The 14,898-nt window shown below is 52.1% G+C and carries 14 protein-coding genes and 3 pseudogenes; 5 read left to right on the plus strand and 12 right to left on the minus strand.

The genetic code is table 11. The features are described 5' to 3' along the window. Positions 1–31: 31 nt before the first annotated feature. The 8 genes from AAH450_RS03270 to rluE form a co-directional block, all read right to left on the minus strand. The gene (locus tag AAH450_RS03270) at positions 32–1,159 is read right to left on the minus strand and encodes a ribosomal protein uL16 3-hydroxylase (protein WP_342908892.1); all 1,128 of its coding nucleotides are present in this window, start codon (positions 1,157–1,159) and stop codon (positions 32–34) included. A gap of 90 nt (positions 1,160–1,249) precedes the next feature. Next, positions 1,250–2,710 (minus strand): two-component system sensor histidine kinase PhoQ, encoded by a 1,461-nt coding sequence (phoQ, locus tag AAH450_RS03275; RefSeq protein WP_342908893.1) that lies wholly within the window; start codon positions 2,708–2,710, stop codon positions 1,250–1,252. Positions 2,711–2,713: 3 nt separating this feature from the next. Continuing rightward, on the minus strand, positions 2,714–3,382 hold the full coding sequence (gene phoP, locus AAH450_RS03280) for a two-component system response regulator PhoP (protein WP_318791454.1): 669 nt from the start codon (positions 3,380–3,382) through the stop codon (positions 2,714–2,716). Positions 3,383–3,507: 125 nt separating this feature from the next. Then, entirely contained in the window at positions 3,508–4,878 is a 1,371-nt protein-coding gene (gene purB / locus AAH450_RS03285; RefSeq protein ID WP_342908894.1) for an adenylosuccinate lyase, read from the minus strand. A gap of 28 nt (positions 4,879–4,906) precedes the next feature. Beyond that, positions 4,907–5,551, minus strand: coding sequence for a high frequency lysogenization protein HflD (hflD, locus tag AAH450_RS03290; RefSeq protein WP_342908895.1), 645 nt, complete (start codon positions 5,549–5,551; stop codon positions 4,907–4,909). 96 nt (positions 5,552–5,647) lie between these two features. Then, on the minus strand, positions 5,648–6,748 hold the full coding sequence (gene mnmA / locus AAH450_RS03295) for a tRNA 2-thiouridine(34) synthase MnmA (RefSeq protein WP_342908896.1): 1,101 nt from the start codon (positions 6,746–6,748) through the stop codon (positions 5,648–5,650). Positions 6,749–6,806: 58 nt separating this feature from the next. Continuing rightward, a complete protein-coding gene (locus tag AAH450_RS03300) occupies positions 6,807–7,283 on the minus strand; it encodes an NUDIX hydrolase (RefSeq protein ID WP_318791450.1) in 477 nt (158 codons plus the stop codon). 23 nt (positions 7,284–7,306) lie between these two features. Next, the gene (gene rluE / locus AAH450_RS03305; RefSeq protein ID WP_342908897.1) at positions 7,307–7,969 is read right to left on the minus strand and encodes a 23S rRNA pseudouridine(2457) synthase RluE; all 663 of its coding nucleotides are present in this window, start codon (positions 7,967–7,969) and stop codon (positions 7,307–7,309) included. Positions 7,970–8,071: 102 nt separating this feature from the next. Between rluE and icd the strand changes: the two genes are divergently transcribed. Continuing rightward, on the plus strand, positions 8,072–9,322 hold the full coding sequence (gene icd / locus AAH450_RS03310) for an NADP-dependent isocitrate dehydrogenase (protein ID WP_342908898.1): 1,251 nt from the start codon (positions 8,072–8,074) through the stop codon (positions 9,320–9,322). A 122-nt stretch (positions 9,323–9,444) separates the two neighbouring features. Here the strand turns inward: icd and AAH450_RS03315 are convergent. Beyond that, positions 9,445–10,579, minus strand: a pseudogene (locus AAH450_RS03315) (site-specific integrase). A gap of 353 nt (positions 10,580–10,932) precedes the next feature. Between AAH450_RS03315 and AAH450_RS03325 the strand changes: the two are divergent. After that, positions 10,933–11,178: an antitermination protein Q gene (locus AAH450_RS03325; RefSeq protein WP_342908899.1), complete on the plus strand. Its 246-nt coding sequence runs from the start codon at positions 10,933–10,935 to the stop codon at positions 11,176–11,178. Positions 11,179–11,256: 78 nt separating this feature from the next. On the opposite strand, the gene AAH450_RS03330 is transcribed toward AAH450_RS03325, so the two are convergent. The 3 genes from AAH450_RS03330 to AAH450_RS03340 all read right to left on the minus strand — a co-directional run bounded on the left by AAH450_RS03330 (position 11,257) and on the right by AAH450_RS03340 (position 12,534). Continuing rightward, positions 11,257–11,652 (minus strand): hypothetical protein, encoded by a 396-nt coding sequence (locus AAH450_RS03330; protein ID WP_342908900.1) that lies wholly within the window; start codon positions 11,650–11,652, stop codon positions 11,257–11,259. Next, complete coding sequence (locus AAH450_RS03335) at positions 11,630–11,968, minus strand: polymorphic toxin type 44 domain-containing protein (RefSeq protein ID WP_342908901.1); 339 nt, start codon at positions 11,966–11,968, stop codon at positions 11,630–11,632. Before AAH450_RS03335 ends, AAH450_RS03330 begins: the two co-directional genes overlap by 23 nt. A 74-nt stretch (positions 11,969–12,042) precedes the next feature. Beyond that, the gene (locus AAH450_RS03340; RefSeq protein WP_342908902.1) at positions 12,043–12,534 is read right to left on the minus strand and encodes an Hcp family type VI secretion system effector; all 492 of its coding nucleotides are present in this window, start codon (positions 12,532–12,534) and stop codon (positions 12,043–12,045) included. A 323-nt stretch (positions 12,535–12,857) separates the two neighbouring features. On the opposite strand from AAH450_RS03340, the gene AAH450_RS03345 reads away from it, so the two are divergent. The 3 genes and pseudogenes from AAH450_RS03345 (at position 12,858) to AAH450_RS03355 (ending at position 14,855) form a co-directional block, all read left to right on the plus strand. Beyond that, entirely contained in the window at positions 12,858–13,049 is a 192-nt protein-coding gene (locus tag AAH450_RS03345) for a DprA-like winged helix domain-containing protein (RefSeq protein WP_463322706.1), read from the plus strand. Between the two features lie 141 nt (positions 13,050–13,190). Next, positions 13,191–13,838, plus strand: a pseudogene (locus tag AAH450_RS03350) (DNA-methyltransferase); the annotation flags it as partial. A gap of 72 nt (positions 13,839–13,910) precedes the next feature. Further along, positions 13,911–14,855, plus strand: a pseudogene (locus AAH450_RS03355) (IS3 family transposase). Positions 14,856–14,898 lie beyond the last annotated feature (43 nt).

The following is a 14,898-nucleotide window of genomic DNA, read 5'->3' on the forward strand; positions in this document are numbered from 1 at the left end:
TTGCCCGGCCCTGAATATGCCGGGCATAACACTACTCTTCGTCGCTGAAATACCAGTATCCGCAGTTCACCAGCGCGGCAAGCTGCGCCAGGAAGGAAGGATCGTCCAGCGCTTCCGCCAGATCGTCCGCACCCAGTGAGTGCCGATTAGCCAGCGCCGTCAACGCAGCATGGTGCGGTGATGACATCTGTTCACCGTTAACGAAGACGGCTGGGCCAATCGTCAGTACCCGCAGGCCACCCAGGCGGGTTAGCTTATCGCCCTGTTGCAGCGCATCGTAGATCTCATCTGGCTGATAAGGCGGCTCCGGCGGCGCCACATCCAGTTCATGGCGTGACTGGGAGATAAATTCGCCAAACCACTGATTAAACTGCTCCGGCTGATTGATCATCTCAATCATCATGGCGCGAATGCCCTCCAGCTCCTGCGGCAGGATCTCCGCTTTGTGCGTACGTGAAGGAACATCCGGGTCGCTGAAGCGGTAGCTGCCTAATTCACGGGCAATGGCGAAATCGGCAAAACCGCTGATCAGCTCACGGCCGCTGGGCGCGCGGAAACCAACGGAATAGTTAATGGCACTCTCCAGCGAATAGCCTTCGTGCGGGAATCCTGGCGGAATATAGAGAATATCGCCAGGCTCCATCTCTTCATCGATGATCGCATCAAAAGGCTCAACCTGTAGCAGATCCGGGTGAGGGCAGTGCTGTTTCATTGGCACTTTATCACCCACGCGCCAGCGACGGCGGCCTGTACCCTGGATAATAAACACGTCGTACTGATCGAAATGGGGGCCAACGCCGCCGCCAGGCACTGAGAAAGAGATCATCAAATCATCAATACGCCAGTCAGGCAGGAAGCTGAACGGGCGCATCAGCGCAGCAGAAGGCTCATGCCAGTGATCGACCGCCTGTACCAGCAATGACCAGTTGTTTTCACCCAGATGATCGTAGCTCTGAAACGGGCCGTGGCTGACCTGCCATTTCCCGTCCTGATGGCTGACCAGGCGGCTGTCGACTTCATTTTCCATGGCCAGACCGGCGAGTTCATCGGGCGAAATGGGATCAACAAAATTTTTAAATCCGCGCTTGAGCACTACCGGACGTTTCTGCCAGTAGCGCTGAATAAAGTCGGGCCAGTCGAGGTCGAGCTGATAATCCATGATGAGGTTTCCTGAGACATAATTTCTTTAATTATAACAGTGCCGGGAGGAGTGAGGTAAAGCATTTGGCAGAGGAGCTTGCGTCCGGCACTATTCGTCAGCGTGGATCCCCTCCTGATGTTTAAAGATCACCTCCATTCGCGCACCGCCCAGTGCGCTGGTGGTGGCGATAATGTCTCCGGCGTACTGCTCCAGGATATCTCTGGCCACCGCCAGCCCAAGCCCCTGACCTGGCCGTAGCGTATCGGCTCGCTGACCGCGAATAAAAATCAGATCCCGTTTGCTGACCGGGATCCCTGGCCCGTCATCTTCCACTATCAGATGCAGTTCATCATCGGTCTGACGGGCGCTGATTTCCACAAACTCCAGACAATATTTGCAGGCATTGTCCAGCACGTTGCCCATCACTTCCATCAGGTCGTTGTGCTCGCCAACAAAGGTCAGCTCAGGGGAGATATCCAGCGTCAGCACCACCCCTTTACGCTGATAAACTTTATTCAGCGCTGAACAAAGGCTGTCAAGCAGGGCAGGAACAGAGTGCAGCTCCCGCTTCAGCACGCTGTGATCGGAACGCATGCTGGCGCGGTGCAGGTAATATCCCGTCTGCTGAGAGATACGGCTGATTTGCTCAAGCATGATCGGCTCCGCCTGTTCAACAGAGAGGTTTTTCCCGCCTCTCAGCGAACGTAACGTGGATTGCAGCACGGCCAGCGGCGTTTTCAGACTGTGGGTTAAATCGCTCAGTGTGGTGCGGTAGCGGGTATAGCGCTGCCGTTCGTTATCCAGCAGCAGGTTCAGGTTGCGTACCAGGCTTTGCAGCTCCTGCGGCGGATGCGGGTCAAGCGTCTCACGCGCGCCGCTCTCCAGCTCCCGAACCTGGGCCGCCAGCGCGCCAATTGGCCGCAGGCTCCAGTGTGCAGCCAGCCACAGCAGCGGAATAACCAGCAGCAGATTGACCAGCAGTACATAGCTGAACCAGGACCAGACCACATCCGAATGCTGCAATTCCTGCGGAATAGTATCAACCACCACAATCGTCAGCGCGGGCAGGGTAGGCGTGGCTTCATAGCGATTTACCGCCACCGAGTGGGTAAAGGTATCGTTGTTGTCATCGTCGTAAGCGGTGAGTTTATTCTGTGCTTCCTGGTTGTTTCCTAACGCCTGCCGACTGGTGCTGTTAGAGGTGTCTATCTCGTAAAAATCAGAGTGTTTCAGCCATTCTCGTTTGATTTTATTACGGATTTCCGGCACGTCGCGCAGCTGCCACAGCAGTTCGCCTTGTTCGTTATAGATATAAACCAGGGTGGGGAAATTCAGCGAGACTCTCTCGGGTTTGGCGATGGTTAACTTATCGTTTTGCCATTGTGCCAGGGTAAAGAACAGGTTGCTTTCGCCCCGCATCACCCGGTAGGTGTTTTTGTCAAAGCTGACCACATAACCCACTACGGCAACCATGCCGTAGGAGAGCGACATAATCAGCACTACGGCGGCCGTAGCAAGTAGAAAGCGGGCGCGGAGCGAGAAAGGCGTTTTAGGGCGTAAACCTGGCATAAATTACAGGTCGAACCTGTAGCCCTGACCGCGAACGGTGGTGATCACCTCCTGCGGATGCTCTGCCTGCATTTTTTTACGCAGGCGACCCATCAGCACATCAATGGTGTGGCTTTCCCGCAGTTCAGCATCCGGATAGAGTTGCAGCATCAGGGAGTCTTTACTGACCACTTTCCCCGCATTACGGATCAGCGTTTCAATAATGGTGTATTCAAACGCGGTCAGTTTAATCTGCTGCTCGTTGATAGTGAGTTCACGGCGGGACAGATCGATCTGGAAAGGCGGCAGGGAGATGATTTGCGAGGCCAGCCCGCTGTTGCGGCGCATCAGTGCCTGCATGCGTGCCACCACTTCTTCAATATGGAACGGCTTGGTGACATAGTCATCTGCACCAGCTTCAAGCGCTTCAACCTTGGCCTGCCACCCTTCACGGGCAGTCAGCACCAGAATAGGTTGCTTTATATCCTGACCACGCCAGCGGCGGATCAGTGACATACCATCTTCATCCGGCAGCCCCAGGTCAACCAGCGTGATATCCGGTGTATGTTCGTTGAGAAAATAGTCCGCTTCCCTGGCATCTTCTGCCGCATCAACCTGATGACCCATATCGCGTAACTGCACGGCGAGATGATGGCGAAGCAATTGATTATCTTCAACAACCAGTACACGCATAATTTATCCTTTCTGTATTTCAGAATTGTGGCGTTAAGTTTTGCAGAGGTTGAGACAAAGTATAGGTGAAAGCAGATAAACAGCAGGTTAACGCGAGCCGACTTCTGCCGGCCCGCATGACAGGATTACTTCAGCTCATCAACCATTTGTACCGCGCGGCCGATATAGTTTGCCGGGGTCATGAGTTTCAGACGCTCTTTCTCTTCTTCAGGCAGCGCCAGGCTGTCGATAAAGGCTTTCATACCAGCAGCATCCACACGTTTGCCCCTGGTCAGCTCTTTCAGCTTCTCGTAAGGCTTTTCAATGCCGTAGCGACGCATCACGGTCTGAACAGGCTCAGCCAGCACTTCCCAGTTGTGATCCAGCTCATCCAGCAGACGGTCACGGTTCACTTCCAGCTTGGAGATGCCTTTCAGCGTGGACTGATAGGCAATCAGGGCATAGCCCACACCCACGCCCAGGTTACGCAGCACCGTCGAGTCGGTCAGGTCGCGCTGCCAGCGTGAAACCGGCAGTTTGCTCGCCAGATGCTGCATTACCGCGTTGGCCAGACCCAGGTTACCTTCTGAGTTTTCGAAGTCGATAGGGTTAACTTTATGCGGCATGGTGGAAGAACCAATTTCGCCAGCGATCGTTTTCTGTTTGAAATGGTTCAGCGCGATATAGCCCCAGACATCGCGATCGAAATCGATCAGGATAGTGTTGAAGCGCGCCATACAGTCAAACAGCTCTGCAATGTAGTCATGCGGCTCGATCTGCGTGGTGTAAGGGTTCCAGGTGATGCCCAGCGAGGTCACAAAGCTTTCGCTCAGCTGGTGCCAGTCCACTTCCGGGTAGGCAGCGATGTGCGCATTGTAGTTGCCGACCGCGCCATTGATTTTTCCCAGCATCTCGATGCGCTCCAGCTGACGCAGCTGGCGTTCAAAGCGATAGGCTACGTTAGCCATCTCTTTACCCAGCGTGGAGGGCGTGGCGGGCTGGCCATGGGTGCGGGAAAGCAGGGGGATATCACGGTACTGAACAGCCAGATCTTTCACTGCGGCGATGATTTTCGTCCAGTAAGGCACGATCACTTCGCGGCGGGCCGTTTCCAGCATCAGCGCGTGTGACAGGTTGTTGATATCTTCAGAGGTACAGGCGAAGTGAATAAATTCAGATACCGCATGCAGCGCGGCATTGGGTTCAACCTTCTCTTTCAGAAAGTACTCAACCGCTTTCACATCGTGGTTAGTGGTGCGTTCAATGGTTTTGATACGGGCCGCATCTTCTTCACTGAAGTTGGCGATAATCGCCTCAAGGAAAGCGTTTGCGTCGGCATCAAATGCAGGAACTTCCTTGATCTCTGCGCAGGCAGCCAGTTTTTGTAACCAGCGAACTTCCACTTCAACGCGGAACTTCAGCAAGCCGTATTCGCTGAAAATGCCACGCAATGGGCTGACTTTGTCGCCATAGCGGCCATCAACGGGTGAGACGGCGGTCAGAGAGGATAATTCCATCAGTGCAACTCCTGGAGAGGTTAACAAATTAGAGTGAAGAGTCAGTGATACGGGACAGCATTTGCTTCGCCTCACTGGCGAGGCGATTGCGGGAAAACATCAGTTGCAGGCGGCCACCGCCAACCTGCTGCCACAGCACCGCAGAGCGGATACCGGCTAACAGCGTGGCGCGAACCTTGCTCTGGATCTGCGCATTCTGCAATACGGCGGGCGAGCCGGTTACCTGGATACGCGGTCCCAGGGGGCTTATCACATCCACATAGATGGCGGCCATGGCACTCAGCAGCGTTTCAGATTCCAGCTCATAATGTGCCAGCTGGCGATCGAGCTGGCTGATACGTTGGGATAATTCATTCAGCGCGCTTTTGTTGGCGCTGAGCTTGCGCTCCAGTACCATCATGCTGAGGGTGTAACGGGTCAGTTCAGCACCAGCCCCGTGGCGGCTGCTGCTGTTGAGTACACCCAGCAGTGATTCCAGACCAAAACGCAGGTTGGCCTCATCATTGCCATAAATAGCAAGCGTAGAGGCGGGATTAAGATCCACTACGCTTTGCAACGAAATTTTCAGCGGCTCAGGCGGGCAGTGGCCCTGATGAGCAAGCTGTTGCACCAGGTGCGCAGCCTGGCAGATGCCCGCCAGGGCCAGCGTAATATCGTAATAATTCTTCGCCACGGTCGCTCCAGTCATCGCCTGCGCTGCTACAGCAGGCGCTACGAAATTGTCTGTTGTTGCTATCCAGTGCGCGGCGCCGGGCCGCGCAGACACTGCTTAAAGCAGCGGCAGGCGCGCTTCAATGACACCGCCGCCCAGGCAAACCTCACCAAGATAAAACACCGCAGACTGACCCGGCGTTACGGCAGCTACCGGTTCGTCAAAGCGAACCTCAAGGCGATCTTCGCCCAGCGGCATCACCGTGCAGGGAATATCGGCCTGACGATAGCGTGTTTTAACGGTGCAGCGCAGCGGAGCCTGCAAAGTTTCCCGGTCAACCCAGTGCAGCTGTTGGGCTATCAGCCCTACAGACATAAGGCGCGGATGGTCATGGCCCTGTGCCACAACCAGTACGTTGTTAGCGACATCTTTATCCACCACGTACCACGGCTCTTCGCTACCTTCTTTGGTACCGCCAATGCCCAGCCCTTTACGCTGGCCGAGGGTATGATACATCAGCCCCTGGTGTTCACCGACTACTTCGCCTTCAGGATTAAGGATGGCGCCTGGCTGAGCAGGCAGGTAGCGGCCAAGGAAATCACGGAATTTACGCTCGCCAATAAAGCATATACCGGTTGAATCTTTTTTCTTCGCCGTGACCAGCTCCAGCTCTTCCGCAATACGGCGAACCTCTGGTTTCGCCAGTTCTCCCACCGGAAACAGGCTTTGTGCAATTTGCTCGTGACCAAGCGTATAGAGGAAGTAACTCTGATCTTTATTGTCGTCCAGCCCGCGGAGCAGGCGGCTTTTGCCCGCCAGATCCTGGCGACGAACATAGTGCCCGGTGGCGATGAAATCTGCGCCTAAGTCTTCAGCCGCAAACTCCAGAAACGCTTTGAATTTGATCTCTTTGTTGCACAGGATATCGGGATTGGGGGTGCGGCCCGCTTTGTACTCTTCCAGGAAGTGTTCAAAGACGTTGTCCCAGTACTCGGCGGCAAAGTTCACCGTGTGCAGGTAAATGCCTAATTTGTCGCAAACCGCCTGCGCATCGGCCAGATCTTCCGCCGCGGTACAGTATTCTTCACCGTCGTCCTCCTCCCAGTTTTTCATAAACAGGCCTTCAACCTGATAACCCTGCTGCTGGAGCAGCCAGGCGGAAACGGAGGAGTCAACACCGCCGGACATACCGACGATTACTTTTTTCTGGCTGGACATGAGAAGTACCCGACTTTGAGTTGCAGTTAAAGGCTGCACTTTAAAATTGCGGCATATTCTACCACGCGTCCGCGGCGGGCGCATCCTCGCTATAGGGCCATTGAAAGGCGCTAAGGACTTCCAGCGGATAGCGGGGGCCTTGCTGATAAACCCGAATGCTCTCTGCAACCAGCGGAGAACGCAGCTTCTTCGCCGTCATGATCTCCTCCGGCGGCAGCCACCAGCAGCGATCGATATCGCGGTCCTGCGGATAGGTGGGCACTACTTTTGCTAAATCCAGCGCAAACAGAAAGCGTAAAAAAGGGGTGTTATCTGGCGCTAACCACTGATGCAGCCGTAAAAAAGCCTGCGGAACCCCTTCAATGCCCGTCTCTTCATACAATTCACGCGCTGCGGCCTGAAGTAAGGTTTCATTAGCCTCAAGATGACCGGCTGGCTGATTCCAGGTGGCGCGGCCGCGGACCATCTCTTCCACGACTAAAAATTGTCCTTCGGCCTGGACAACGGTTGCGACGGTAACGTGGGGCTTAAACATGGCTGACTCCTTAACTGAAAGGCTCAAAGGGGGAATTCACCGGTAACGTCTCGCCATTCACCCGGCGCTAAATCTTGCAACAGCTGGTTTCCCATCGCAAAACGGATTAAACGCAGGGTGGGAAAGCCTGCCTGGGCCGTCATGCGTCTTACCTGACGATTGCGCCCCTCATACAGGGTAATTTTCAGCCAGCTGGTGGGAATAGTTTTACGCTCCCGTACTGGCGGGTTTCGGGGCCATAACCACGCCGGTTCAGCAACCCTTTCCACACCAGCGGGCAGGGTAGGGCCATCTTTCAGATTAATGCCAGACCGGAGCGGCTGAAGATCGCTCTCTTCAGGTTCGCCTTCTACCTGAACATAGTAGATTTTACCGGTCCTTTGGCCTGGCTGCGTGAGCTTTGCCTGTAGTGCGCCATCGTTGGTAAGCACCATCAATCCTTCGCTGTCACGGTCCAGCCGCCCGGCAGCATAGACACCCGCAACCGGTATAAAATCCTTCAGCGTACTGCGTCCCGCTTCGTCGGTGAACTGCGGCAGGACATCGAATGGTTTGTTAAAAATAATGACACGCCTTGGCCCTCTCTCTGCCCTGACGGCAGCAGCGGGCGGGCTGAATCGTTTAACGCGGTGATTCTTAACGGAAGATTTACGCATAATCTTTGCACTTGAAAACAATAAGCGCATTATACCGCAAACCCGAGATGATTGGCGCGGGGTGAATATTCAAGTAGTATTGACCCGCATCTTACAAATCATTAACAAAAAAAGCGCTCGAAGGAGAGGTTAATGGAAAGCAAAGTAGTTGTTCCGGCGGAAGGTCAGAAAATCACCCTGGATCAGGGAAAACTGAACGTACCTGCCAACCCAATCATCCCTTTTATTGAAGGTGACGGGATTGGTGTGGACGTTTCTCCAGTGATGATCAAAGTTGTCGATGCCGCTGTACAGAAAGCTTATAACGGTGAGCGTAAAATTTCCTGGATGGAAATTTACACCGGTGAAAAATCGGTAGAGCTCTACGGTCAGGATGTCTGGCTGCCAGAAGAAACTCTCGACCTGATTAAAGAGTATCGCGTCGCTATCAAAGGCCCACTGACGACCCCAGTTGGCGGCGGTATTCGCTCCCTGAACGTGGCGCTGCGTCAGCAGCTTGATCTCTACATCTGTCTGCGTCCTGTGCGTTATTACACCGGTACGCCAAGCCCGGTTAAACGTCCTGAAGAGACCGATATGGTGATCTTCCGTGAGAACTCCGAAGATATCTATGCCGGTATCGAGTGGAAAGCGGGTTCCGCAGAAGCGGATAAAGTGATCAAGTTCCTGCGTGATGAGATGGGCGTGAAGAAAATTCGCTTCCCTGAGCAGTGCGGTATCGGCGTTAAGCCATGTTCAGAAGCGGGCACCAAACGCCTGGTTCGTGCGGCTGTGGAATACGCTATCACCAACGACCGTGACTCGCTGACTCTGGTTCACAAAGGCAACATCATGAAGTTCACCGAAGGCGCTTTCAAAGACTGGGGATACCAGTTAGTGAAAGAAGAGTTCGGCGGTGAGCTGATTGACGGCGGCCCGTGGATGAAGATCAAGAACCCAAACACCGGCAAAGAGATCGTTGTGAAAGACGTGATCGCCGATGCGTTCCTGCAACAGATCCTGCTGCGTCCAGCGGAATATGACGTTATCGCTTGTATGAACCTGAACGGTGACTACATCTCCGACGCCCTGGCGGCGCAGGTTGGCGGTATCGGTATCGCCCCTGGTGCAAACATCGGTGATGAATGCGCACTGTTCGAAGCCACCCACGGTACGGCACCTAAGTATGCCGGTCAGGATAAAGTGAACCCAGGTTCCGTAATCCTTTCCGCAGAGATGATGCTGCGTCATATGGAATGGTTCGAAGCCGCAGACCTGATTGTTAAAGGAATGGAAGGCGCAATTGCTGCCAAAACCGTTACCTATGACTTCGAACGTCTGATGGATGGCGCTACGCTGTTGAAATCGTCAGAGTTTGGTGACGCAATTATTAAGCATATGTAATTAGCTCTATGCAACATTCAGCCAACATAGATGTAAAATTTATGTTGGCTTTTTTCTTATCTCAACCTTTCCCCAAAACTCCCCCAAAACTCTTCCCCAAAACTGGCTATAAAACATGCTGTTCAAACGGCTACGACCGTCCATTCTTTTCCCCGGTCATCATGGTATTTTGCCGTCTGTTGAGGTGATTTGTGACCGAGTAATTTTTGCGTATCAATACCCTGAGCCTCATACAGCCTTTCTGACAGCGAACGTTGTTCATGAAATGTCGGAGCCTTTCCTTCAGGCCAAGAAAGCCCGGAGCTGTTTCTGGCTTTTTTGAACTTTGTTGTTATCGAACTGGCTGAAACTCTGCCACCCCTCGTTGCCTTTGATGTGCTGTGCCGGAAATGTACCAGGTATTTACTGACCACAGCATCACGGCATTTAGCAACAACTTCACGCAGGGAAATATCCAGCGCCTCACAGCGCAGTGACAGCGGCAACGCTACTTTAGCGCCAGTCTTTTCATGCTCGACGTGGAGCATGTCATCCCAGATATCGGAGAACTTCATCCAGGAAATATCCCCGATACGCTGTCCGGTGACGACGGCCAGCAGCATCGCGCACTGAAGGTAGGGTGGTTGATGTTCAGCTGCGGCGTAAATCGCTTTCCACTCTTCAAGGGAAAGGCGTTCGCGTTTTACCTGGTTGCGCGGCTGACGTGTGGCCTGCGCCGGGTTAAGAGCCAGGAGGAACATGCCCGGCGTGCTGGGCTTCCTTGAACACGTCGATCAGTGTTGCCCGCACAACCTGCGCCATACGGTTGTAGCCCTGGGCTTTAACCTCATCCACGACTTCAGCTATTTCCAGTGCGGTTATGTCTTTCAGATACATCATCCCAGAGTGCTGGCGTAGCAACTCGACTGGTTTTTTCTTCTGTTTCACCGAGTTTAACTTTATATCACCCGAATCAAGCCGATCCTGCTGGATTGCGAGATACCGATCCAGCCAGGTGGTAACGGTGATGAATTCTCTGGATTCCCGCATCTGGGCAATTTTTTCGTTTACGCTGAGGATCTGCCGGGTGCGCTGTTCTGCGATGATATCGTTGGCCTCACTGGCGACCTGTTTGGCTTCCTCTGCATCGGTGCCGAGGCTGTGAAACTTCCTACTAATGGGATGTTTGTACTGCCAGTAAACACGACCAGTGCGTTTATCCAGCTTTGAATAAAGATTCGGTATGGTAATTTTATGGGTGCGTGGTCTTGCAGCCATCTTCAATAATCCTTCTTAATTTCGGGTTCGCTGTCGGCGCAATTTTGGGTGCTGCCAAAATGCCGGTAAAACGAGTTTCACGATCGATCATCCATTTTTTTGCCAACTTTAACCGCTGGTGGTGCCATCATTCTGCTTTTCGCGTAAGCTTTCAGCGTGCGCAGACTGGGCGCTTCTTCTCCGAATTCGACTTTAGCCCAATCTTCCAGGTTCACCATTCTTGCCATGTTCAACCTCACAGGCGGCCAGGATATTTAGAGCTGGCCGTCGTTAACTCAAAATTTTTATTTTACTGGTGCTGGTGGCCGGATAAATAAAGCTGTTCCGGCGGGCAGCGGACGATATCCGGGTGAGTGCGTGACTTGGCGGAATCAGCACGGCAGGGCGCACCGGTAGATAAAGAGTGCGATCGTTGTTCTGGCCGGGGATTCAGGCGTATGCCGGCGACACGGGCGTTCAGAGCGGTGAAATTGCTGGTACCGGAACTGCACGAACGCACCTGGAACCGCAACTGGAAACCATTTTTCGAGAAACTGGTGACTAAGTGCGAGATAGAGGAGAACCATGCTGATGCTGAGTTCAGGAGGGTTACGTGTTGACATGAATGAATTAGATTTCTGGGGCTACATTCGCTGAAAACCAGCAAAATCTGGTGTCAGGATTATAGCCCCGAATATCTAAAATGGTGATGCATTCAGGTATATCGTAGTTGAGTAGCTCGCCCCATTATTAAAACGATATACAGCCCCGTGCACGGTCAGGTGAATAGCCCCGTCATTTATTTCAACCTTAGTGCATGCATCGGATGTTGATAAAAATGGTTGATATTTATCACCTACATTTTTCAGGAAATCACTTCTGGTGATTTCTGGTGATACCAGGTAAAACTGGTAAACAAAATTTGTCGTAGCACCTGCGCTCCCCTCAGTGATATATAACGTTATCCGCGAATTGACTTTCTCAACTTTGTAAACGGTTTGCTCGATAGGAGAAGTAATCACTTTCCACGCACCGTAAACCGAAATTATGAGCAGAGCCAGCACTACCCACTTAAAAACCCGAACGTTTCGCATAATCTATTCCAGCTCTTATCCACGTCTGGTCCTGAGGATCATCACCGTAAGAGTCAGGGCCCTGATAATCAGCAAACTCGGGCAGGCTCGTACCTGCAATAATTTGCGCCGCACCTGCAGCAGGAAGTAGAATTTGTTCAGGAATTCCTGCGGCCGTCCCAACAGCACCATAGTTGAAATTCCCAAAATTTGCGTACTGTTTACCGCGTTGATTTTTGTAGTCCCAGGGGCCGTGATTGTGAACCTGATAATAAAACCAAATGTAGGTGAGAGCTGACGGCCCCTTATGAAAACGGGCAATCATCATATTATTCATCAGGGAAACCCCTGGCGGTATAAACGAGACGATATCATATGGCGGATGAGGCGAGGCTGCTAACGCTGGATATCTCATGCCTGAACCCTCTCATTCCAGCTATCAGCAAACATCAGATTACCATCACAATGTTTCCAGGTAATTTTTTCATAGCGGAATTCAACACATTCCAGGTGGTTGTGTTTTTCTTTGCCAGGATCTTTGGTGTCATGCATTATGGGGGATATTCCCACAATTTTAACGCCCTCAAGAAGGATATTAAAATATTCAACTTCCTGGCCTGCATCATTGATGTGATACCACTTGAATTCAGCAGATTTTAGCGTTTGTCCGGTGGCTACGGCTTTATAAAGATAAGGGGATGAGTGATCGAACTCTTTCTGGATCAGAACGGCTGAATGTTTTCTGGTTCCGGTTATTTTTCCGGTCATTCCGTCTGTAGGCAGACTAAGGTTATGCGAAAAACCAGTAACTTCTATACTGCCTTCCCTTTTCGCAACGTCTACAGAGCCTTTGACAGGAGCACCGCCATCATCTTTAAGCCACAGGTACGCTGGAATAGCCATATTATTTCCTTATTGTGTTTGCTGGTTAAAAATTCCTTTTACGTTGATAAATAGCAAGAGCGCGTGACGTTTTACCAGTACCGGGAATGCAAAGTTAAACCAAACTTAACATGCATCAATTAAGGGTTGATTTTGTCCGAAAATGGCGTATTTTTTGCCCAAAGTGGGACTTTTATGCATGTGCCACTTGAAGATTATGAACCTCGCCCCTGGCGGGGTTTTTTGCTTTTTGCAGCGAGATAAATGTTGCTGGTTAACCGCACCAGAGTTATGTCTGTGTCATGTATAAAAAACAGGGAATAACCATGATAAAACAGCCAGATATGACTGAGTCTTCAGAGGCAGTATTACATTTCCTTTCCCCGCAATGGACCACAGTTTCCGAAATCTCACAGATAGCTGGAATGACGCCAGCACGATGCCAGTTGATATTAACGCAGCTGGTCATGGCTGGGATGGCTGAGGAAGAACCCGTGGGGAGAAATACATTCAGGTGCTGCGAAAAATCGCAGTAAATACGCTGTGAAATGGGCGGCTGGTGGATGTTGGTAGCATCCACCAGCCATTCGTCCGTTAAAGAGATCACGGGCGAACCAAGGCCCACCGCTTCAGCGCTAAAGCAGGGTGAGCCTATCAAAAAAAGGCCCACGTTATTTATGAAACCCTCAAACTGTTTATCCACCGTTCAGCTAGTGAATGATGATTCATTGAATTTTATTAAAACACTGCCTGATAACTCTGTTGATCTCATCGTTACCGATCCACCGTATTACCGGGTGAAATCATGCTCATGGGATCGGCAGTGGGATAGTGTCGAGGATTATCTCGCCTGGCTGGATGAGTTTCTCGCAGAGTTCTGGCGTGTACTGAAACCCGCTGGCAGCCTCTATATTTTTTGTGGATCCCGGCTGGCGGCAGACACTGAGATTATGGTTCGCCAGCGCATGAATGTTCTGAGCCATATAATATGGGCAAAACCTAATGGTCCCTGGTTGCGCCAGAAAAAGGACAACCTGCGGGCATTTTTTCCCTCAACTGAACGAATCGTATTTGCTGAACATTATGGAGCAGATGGTTTCGCTAAGGGGCAGGTGGGTTATGCCAGCAAATGCAGCCAGTTAAAAGCCCAGGCATTCGCCCCTCTTATAGACTATTTCATAAATGCCCGTGAAGCGCTGGGCATTACAGCAAAAGAAATCAACACGGCCACTGGCAGGAAAATGTGTAGTCACTGGTTTTCCCGTTTCCAGTGGCAGTTGCCAAATAAAGAACAGTACGAACGCCTGCAGGAGTTGTTCGCACGCTGTAGTGGCACACTGAATTTGGCCACCTGAACAGAGGTGATATGCTCACCTCAGAACAACACAGGTGCTCCAGTGAAAAGAAGAAATTTCAGTCCTGAATTCAAACGTGAATCCGCTCAGCGGGTTGTCGATCAAAATTACACCCTCTCTGACGCTGCTAAGGCTATGGATGTTGGTCTTTCCACGATGACGTAATGGGTCAAACAATTGCGTGATGAGCGTCAGGGCAAAACGCCAAAAAGCTCTCCGATAACGCCGGAACAAATCGAATTTACGCAGCCAGGTACTTGAGCTACATAGCACAGCCATGGTTCGGCCGGAGCAAGAAGCATTGCCACAATGGCAACTCAGAGAGGCTACCAAGGGAGGCGCTGGCTCGCTGGCAGGCTCATGAAAGAGCTGTGGCTGGTCAGTTGCCAGCAGCCGACTCACCCGTATAGGCGTGGCGGTCATGAGCATGTTGCTATCCCGAATCATCCTGAGCGACAGTTCGCCGTAACAGAGCCAAACCATGTGTGGTGCGGTGATGTGACCTATTTCTGGACAGGTAAGCGCTGGGCGTACCTCGCTGTTGTTCCCGACCTGTTCGCAAGGAAACCAGTGGGCTGGGCAATGTCGTTCTCGCCGGACAGAAGACTCACCATGAAAGCGCTGGAAATGGCATGAGAAACCCGCGGTAAGCCCGTCGGGGTGATGTTCCACAGCGAGCAAGGCAGTCATTATACGAGCAGGCAGTTCCGGCAGTTACTGTGGCGATACCGCATCAGGCAGAGTATGAGTCGGCGTGGAAACTGCTGGGATAACAGCCCAATGGAGCGCTTCTTCAGGAGTCTGAAGAACGAATGGGTGCCGGTGACGGGCTATATAAGCTTCAGCGATGCAGCTCACGCAATAACGGACTATATCGTTGGGTATTACAGCGCACTAAGACCGCACGAATATAATGGCGGGTTACCACCAAACGAATCGGAAAACCGGTACTGGAAAAACGCTAACGCAGTGGCCAGTTTTAGTTGACCACTACAGTCATCTTGTCACCCATCAGAAATAAGCGGATCAT

This window comes from Erwinia magellanica, assembly GCF_039023495.1.
Classification (GTDB): Bacteria; Pseudomonadota; Gammaproteobacteria; order Enterobacterales; family Enterobacteriaceae; genus Erwinia.

Bases quoted from the DNA above. Each gene is read 5' to 3' on its own strand.
- AAH450_RS03340 (WP_342908902.1), bottom strand. From the start codon at position 12,534: ATGGCTATTCCAGCGTACCTGTGGCTTAAAGATGATGGCGGTGCTCCT.
- AAH450_RS03300 (WP_318791450.1), bottom strand. From the start codon at position 7,283: ATGTTTAAGCCCCACGTTACCGTCGCAACCGTTGTCCAGGCCGAAGGA.
- mnmA (WP_342908896.1), bottom strand. From the start codon at position 6,748: ATGTCCAGCCAGAAAAAAGTAATCGTCGGTATGTCCGGCGGTGTTGAC.
- purB (WP_342908894.1), bottom strand. From the start codon at position 4,878: ATGGAATTATCCTCTCTGACCGCCGTCTCACCCGTTGATGGCCGCTAT.
- AAH450_RS03335 (WP_342908901.1), bottom strand. From the start codon at position 11,968: ATGAATAATATGATGATTGCCCGTTTTCATAAGGGGCCGTCAGCTCTC.
- phoP (WP_318791454.1), bottom strand. From the start codon at position 3,382: ATGCGTGTACTGGTTGTTGAAGATAATCAATTGCTTCGCCATCATCTC.
- rluE (WP_342908897.1), bottom strand. From the start codon at position 7,969: ATGCGCTTATTGTTTTCAAGTGCAAAGATTATGCGTAAATCTTCCGTT.
- icd (WP_342908898.1), top strand. From the start codon at position 8,072: ATGGAAAGCAAAGTAGTTGTTCCGGCGGAAGGTCAGAAAATCACCCTG.
- AAH450_RS03345 (WP_463322706.1), top strand. From the start codon at position 12,858: ATGACTGAGTCTTCAGAGGCAGTATTACATTTCCTTTCCCCGCAATGG.
- phoQ (WP_342908893.1), bottom strand. From the start codon at position 2,710: ATGCCAGGTTTACGCCCTAAAACGCCTTTCTCGCTCCGCGCCCGCTTT.
- AAH450_RS03270 (WP_342908892.1), bottom strand. From the start codon at position 1,159: ATGGATTATCAGCTCGACCTCGACTGGCCCGACTTTATTCAGCGCTAC.
- AAH450_RS03330 (WP_342908900.1), bottom strand. From the start codon at position 11,652: ATGCGAAACGTTCGGGTTTTTAAGTGGGTAGTGCTGGCTCTGCTCATA.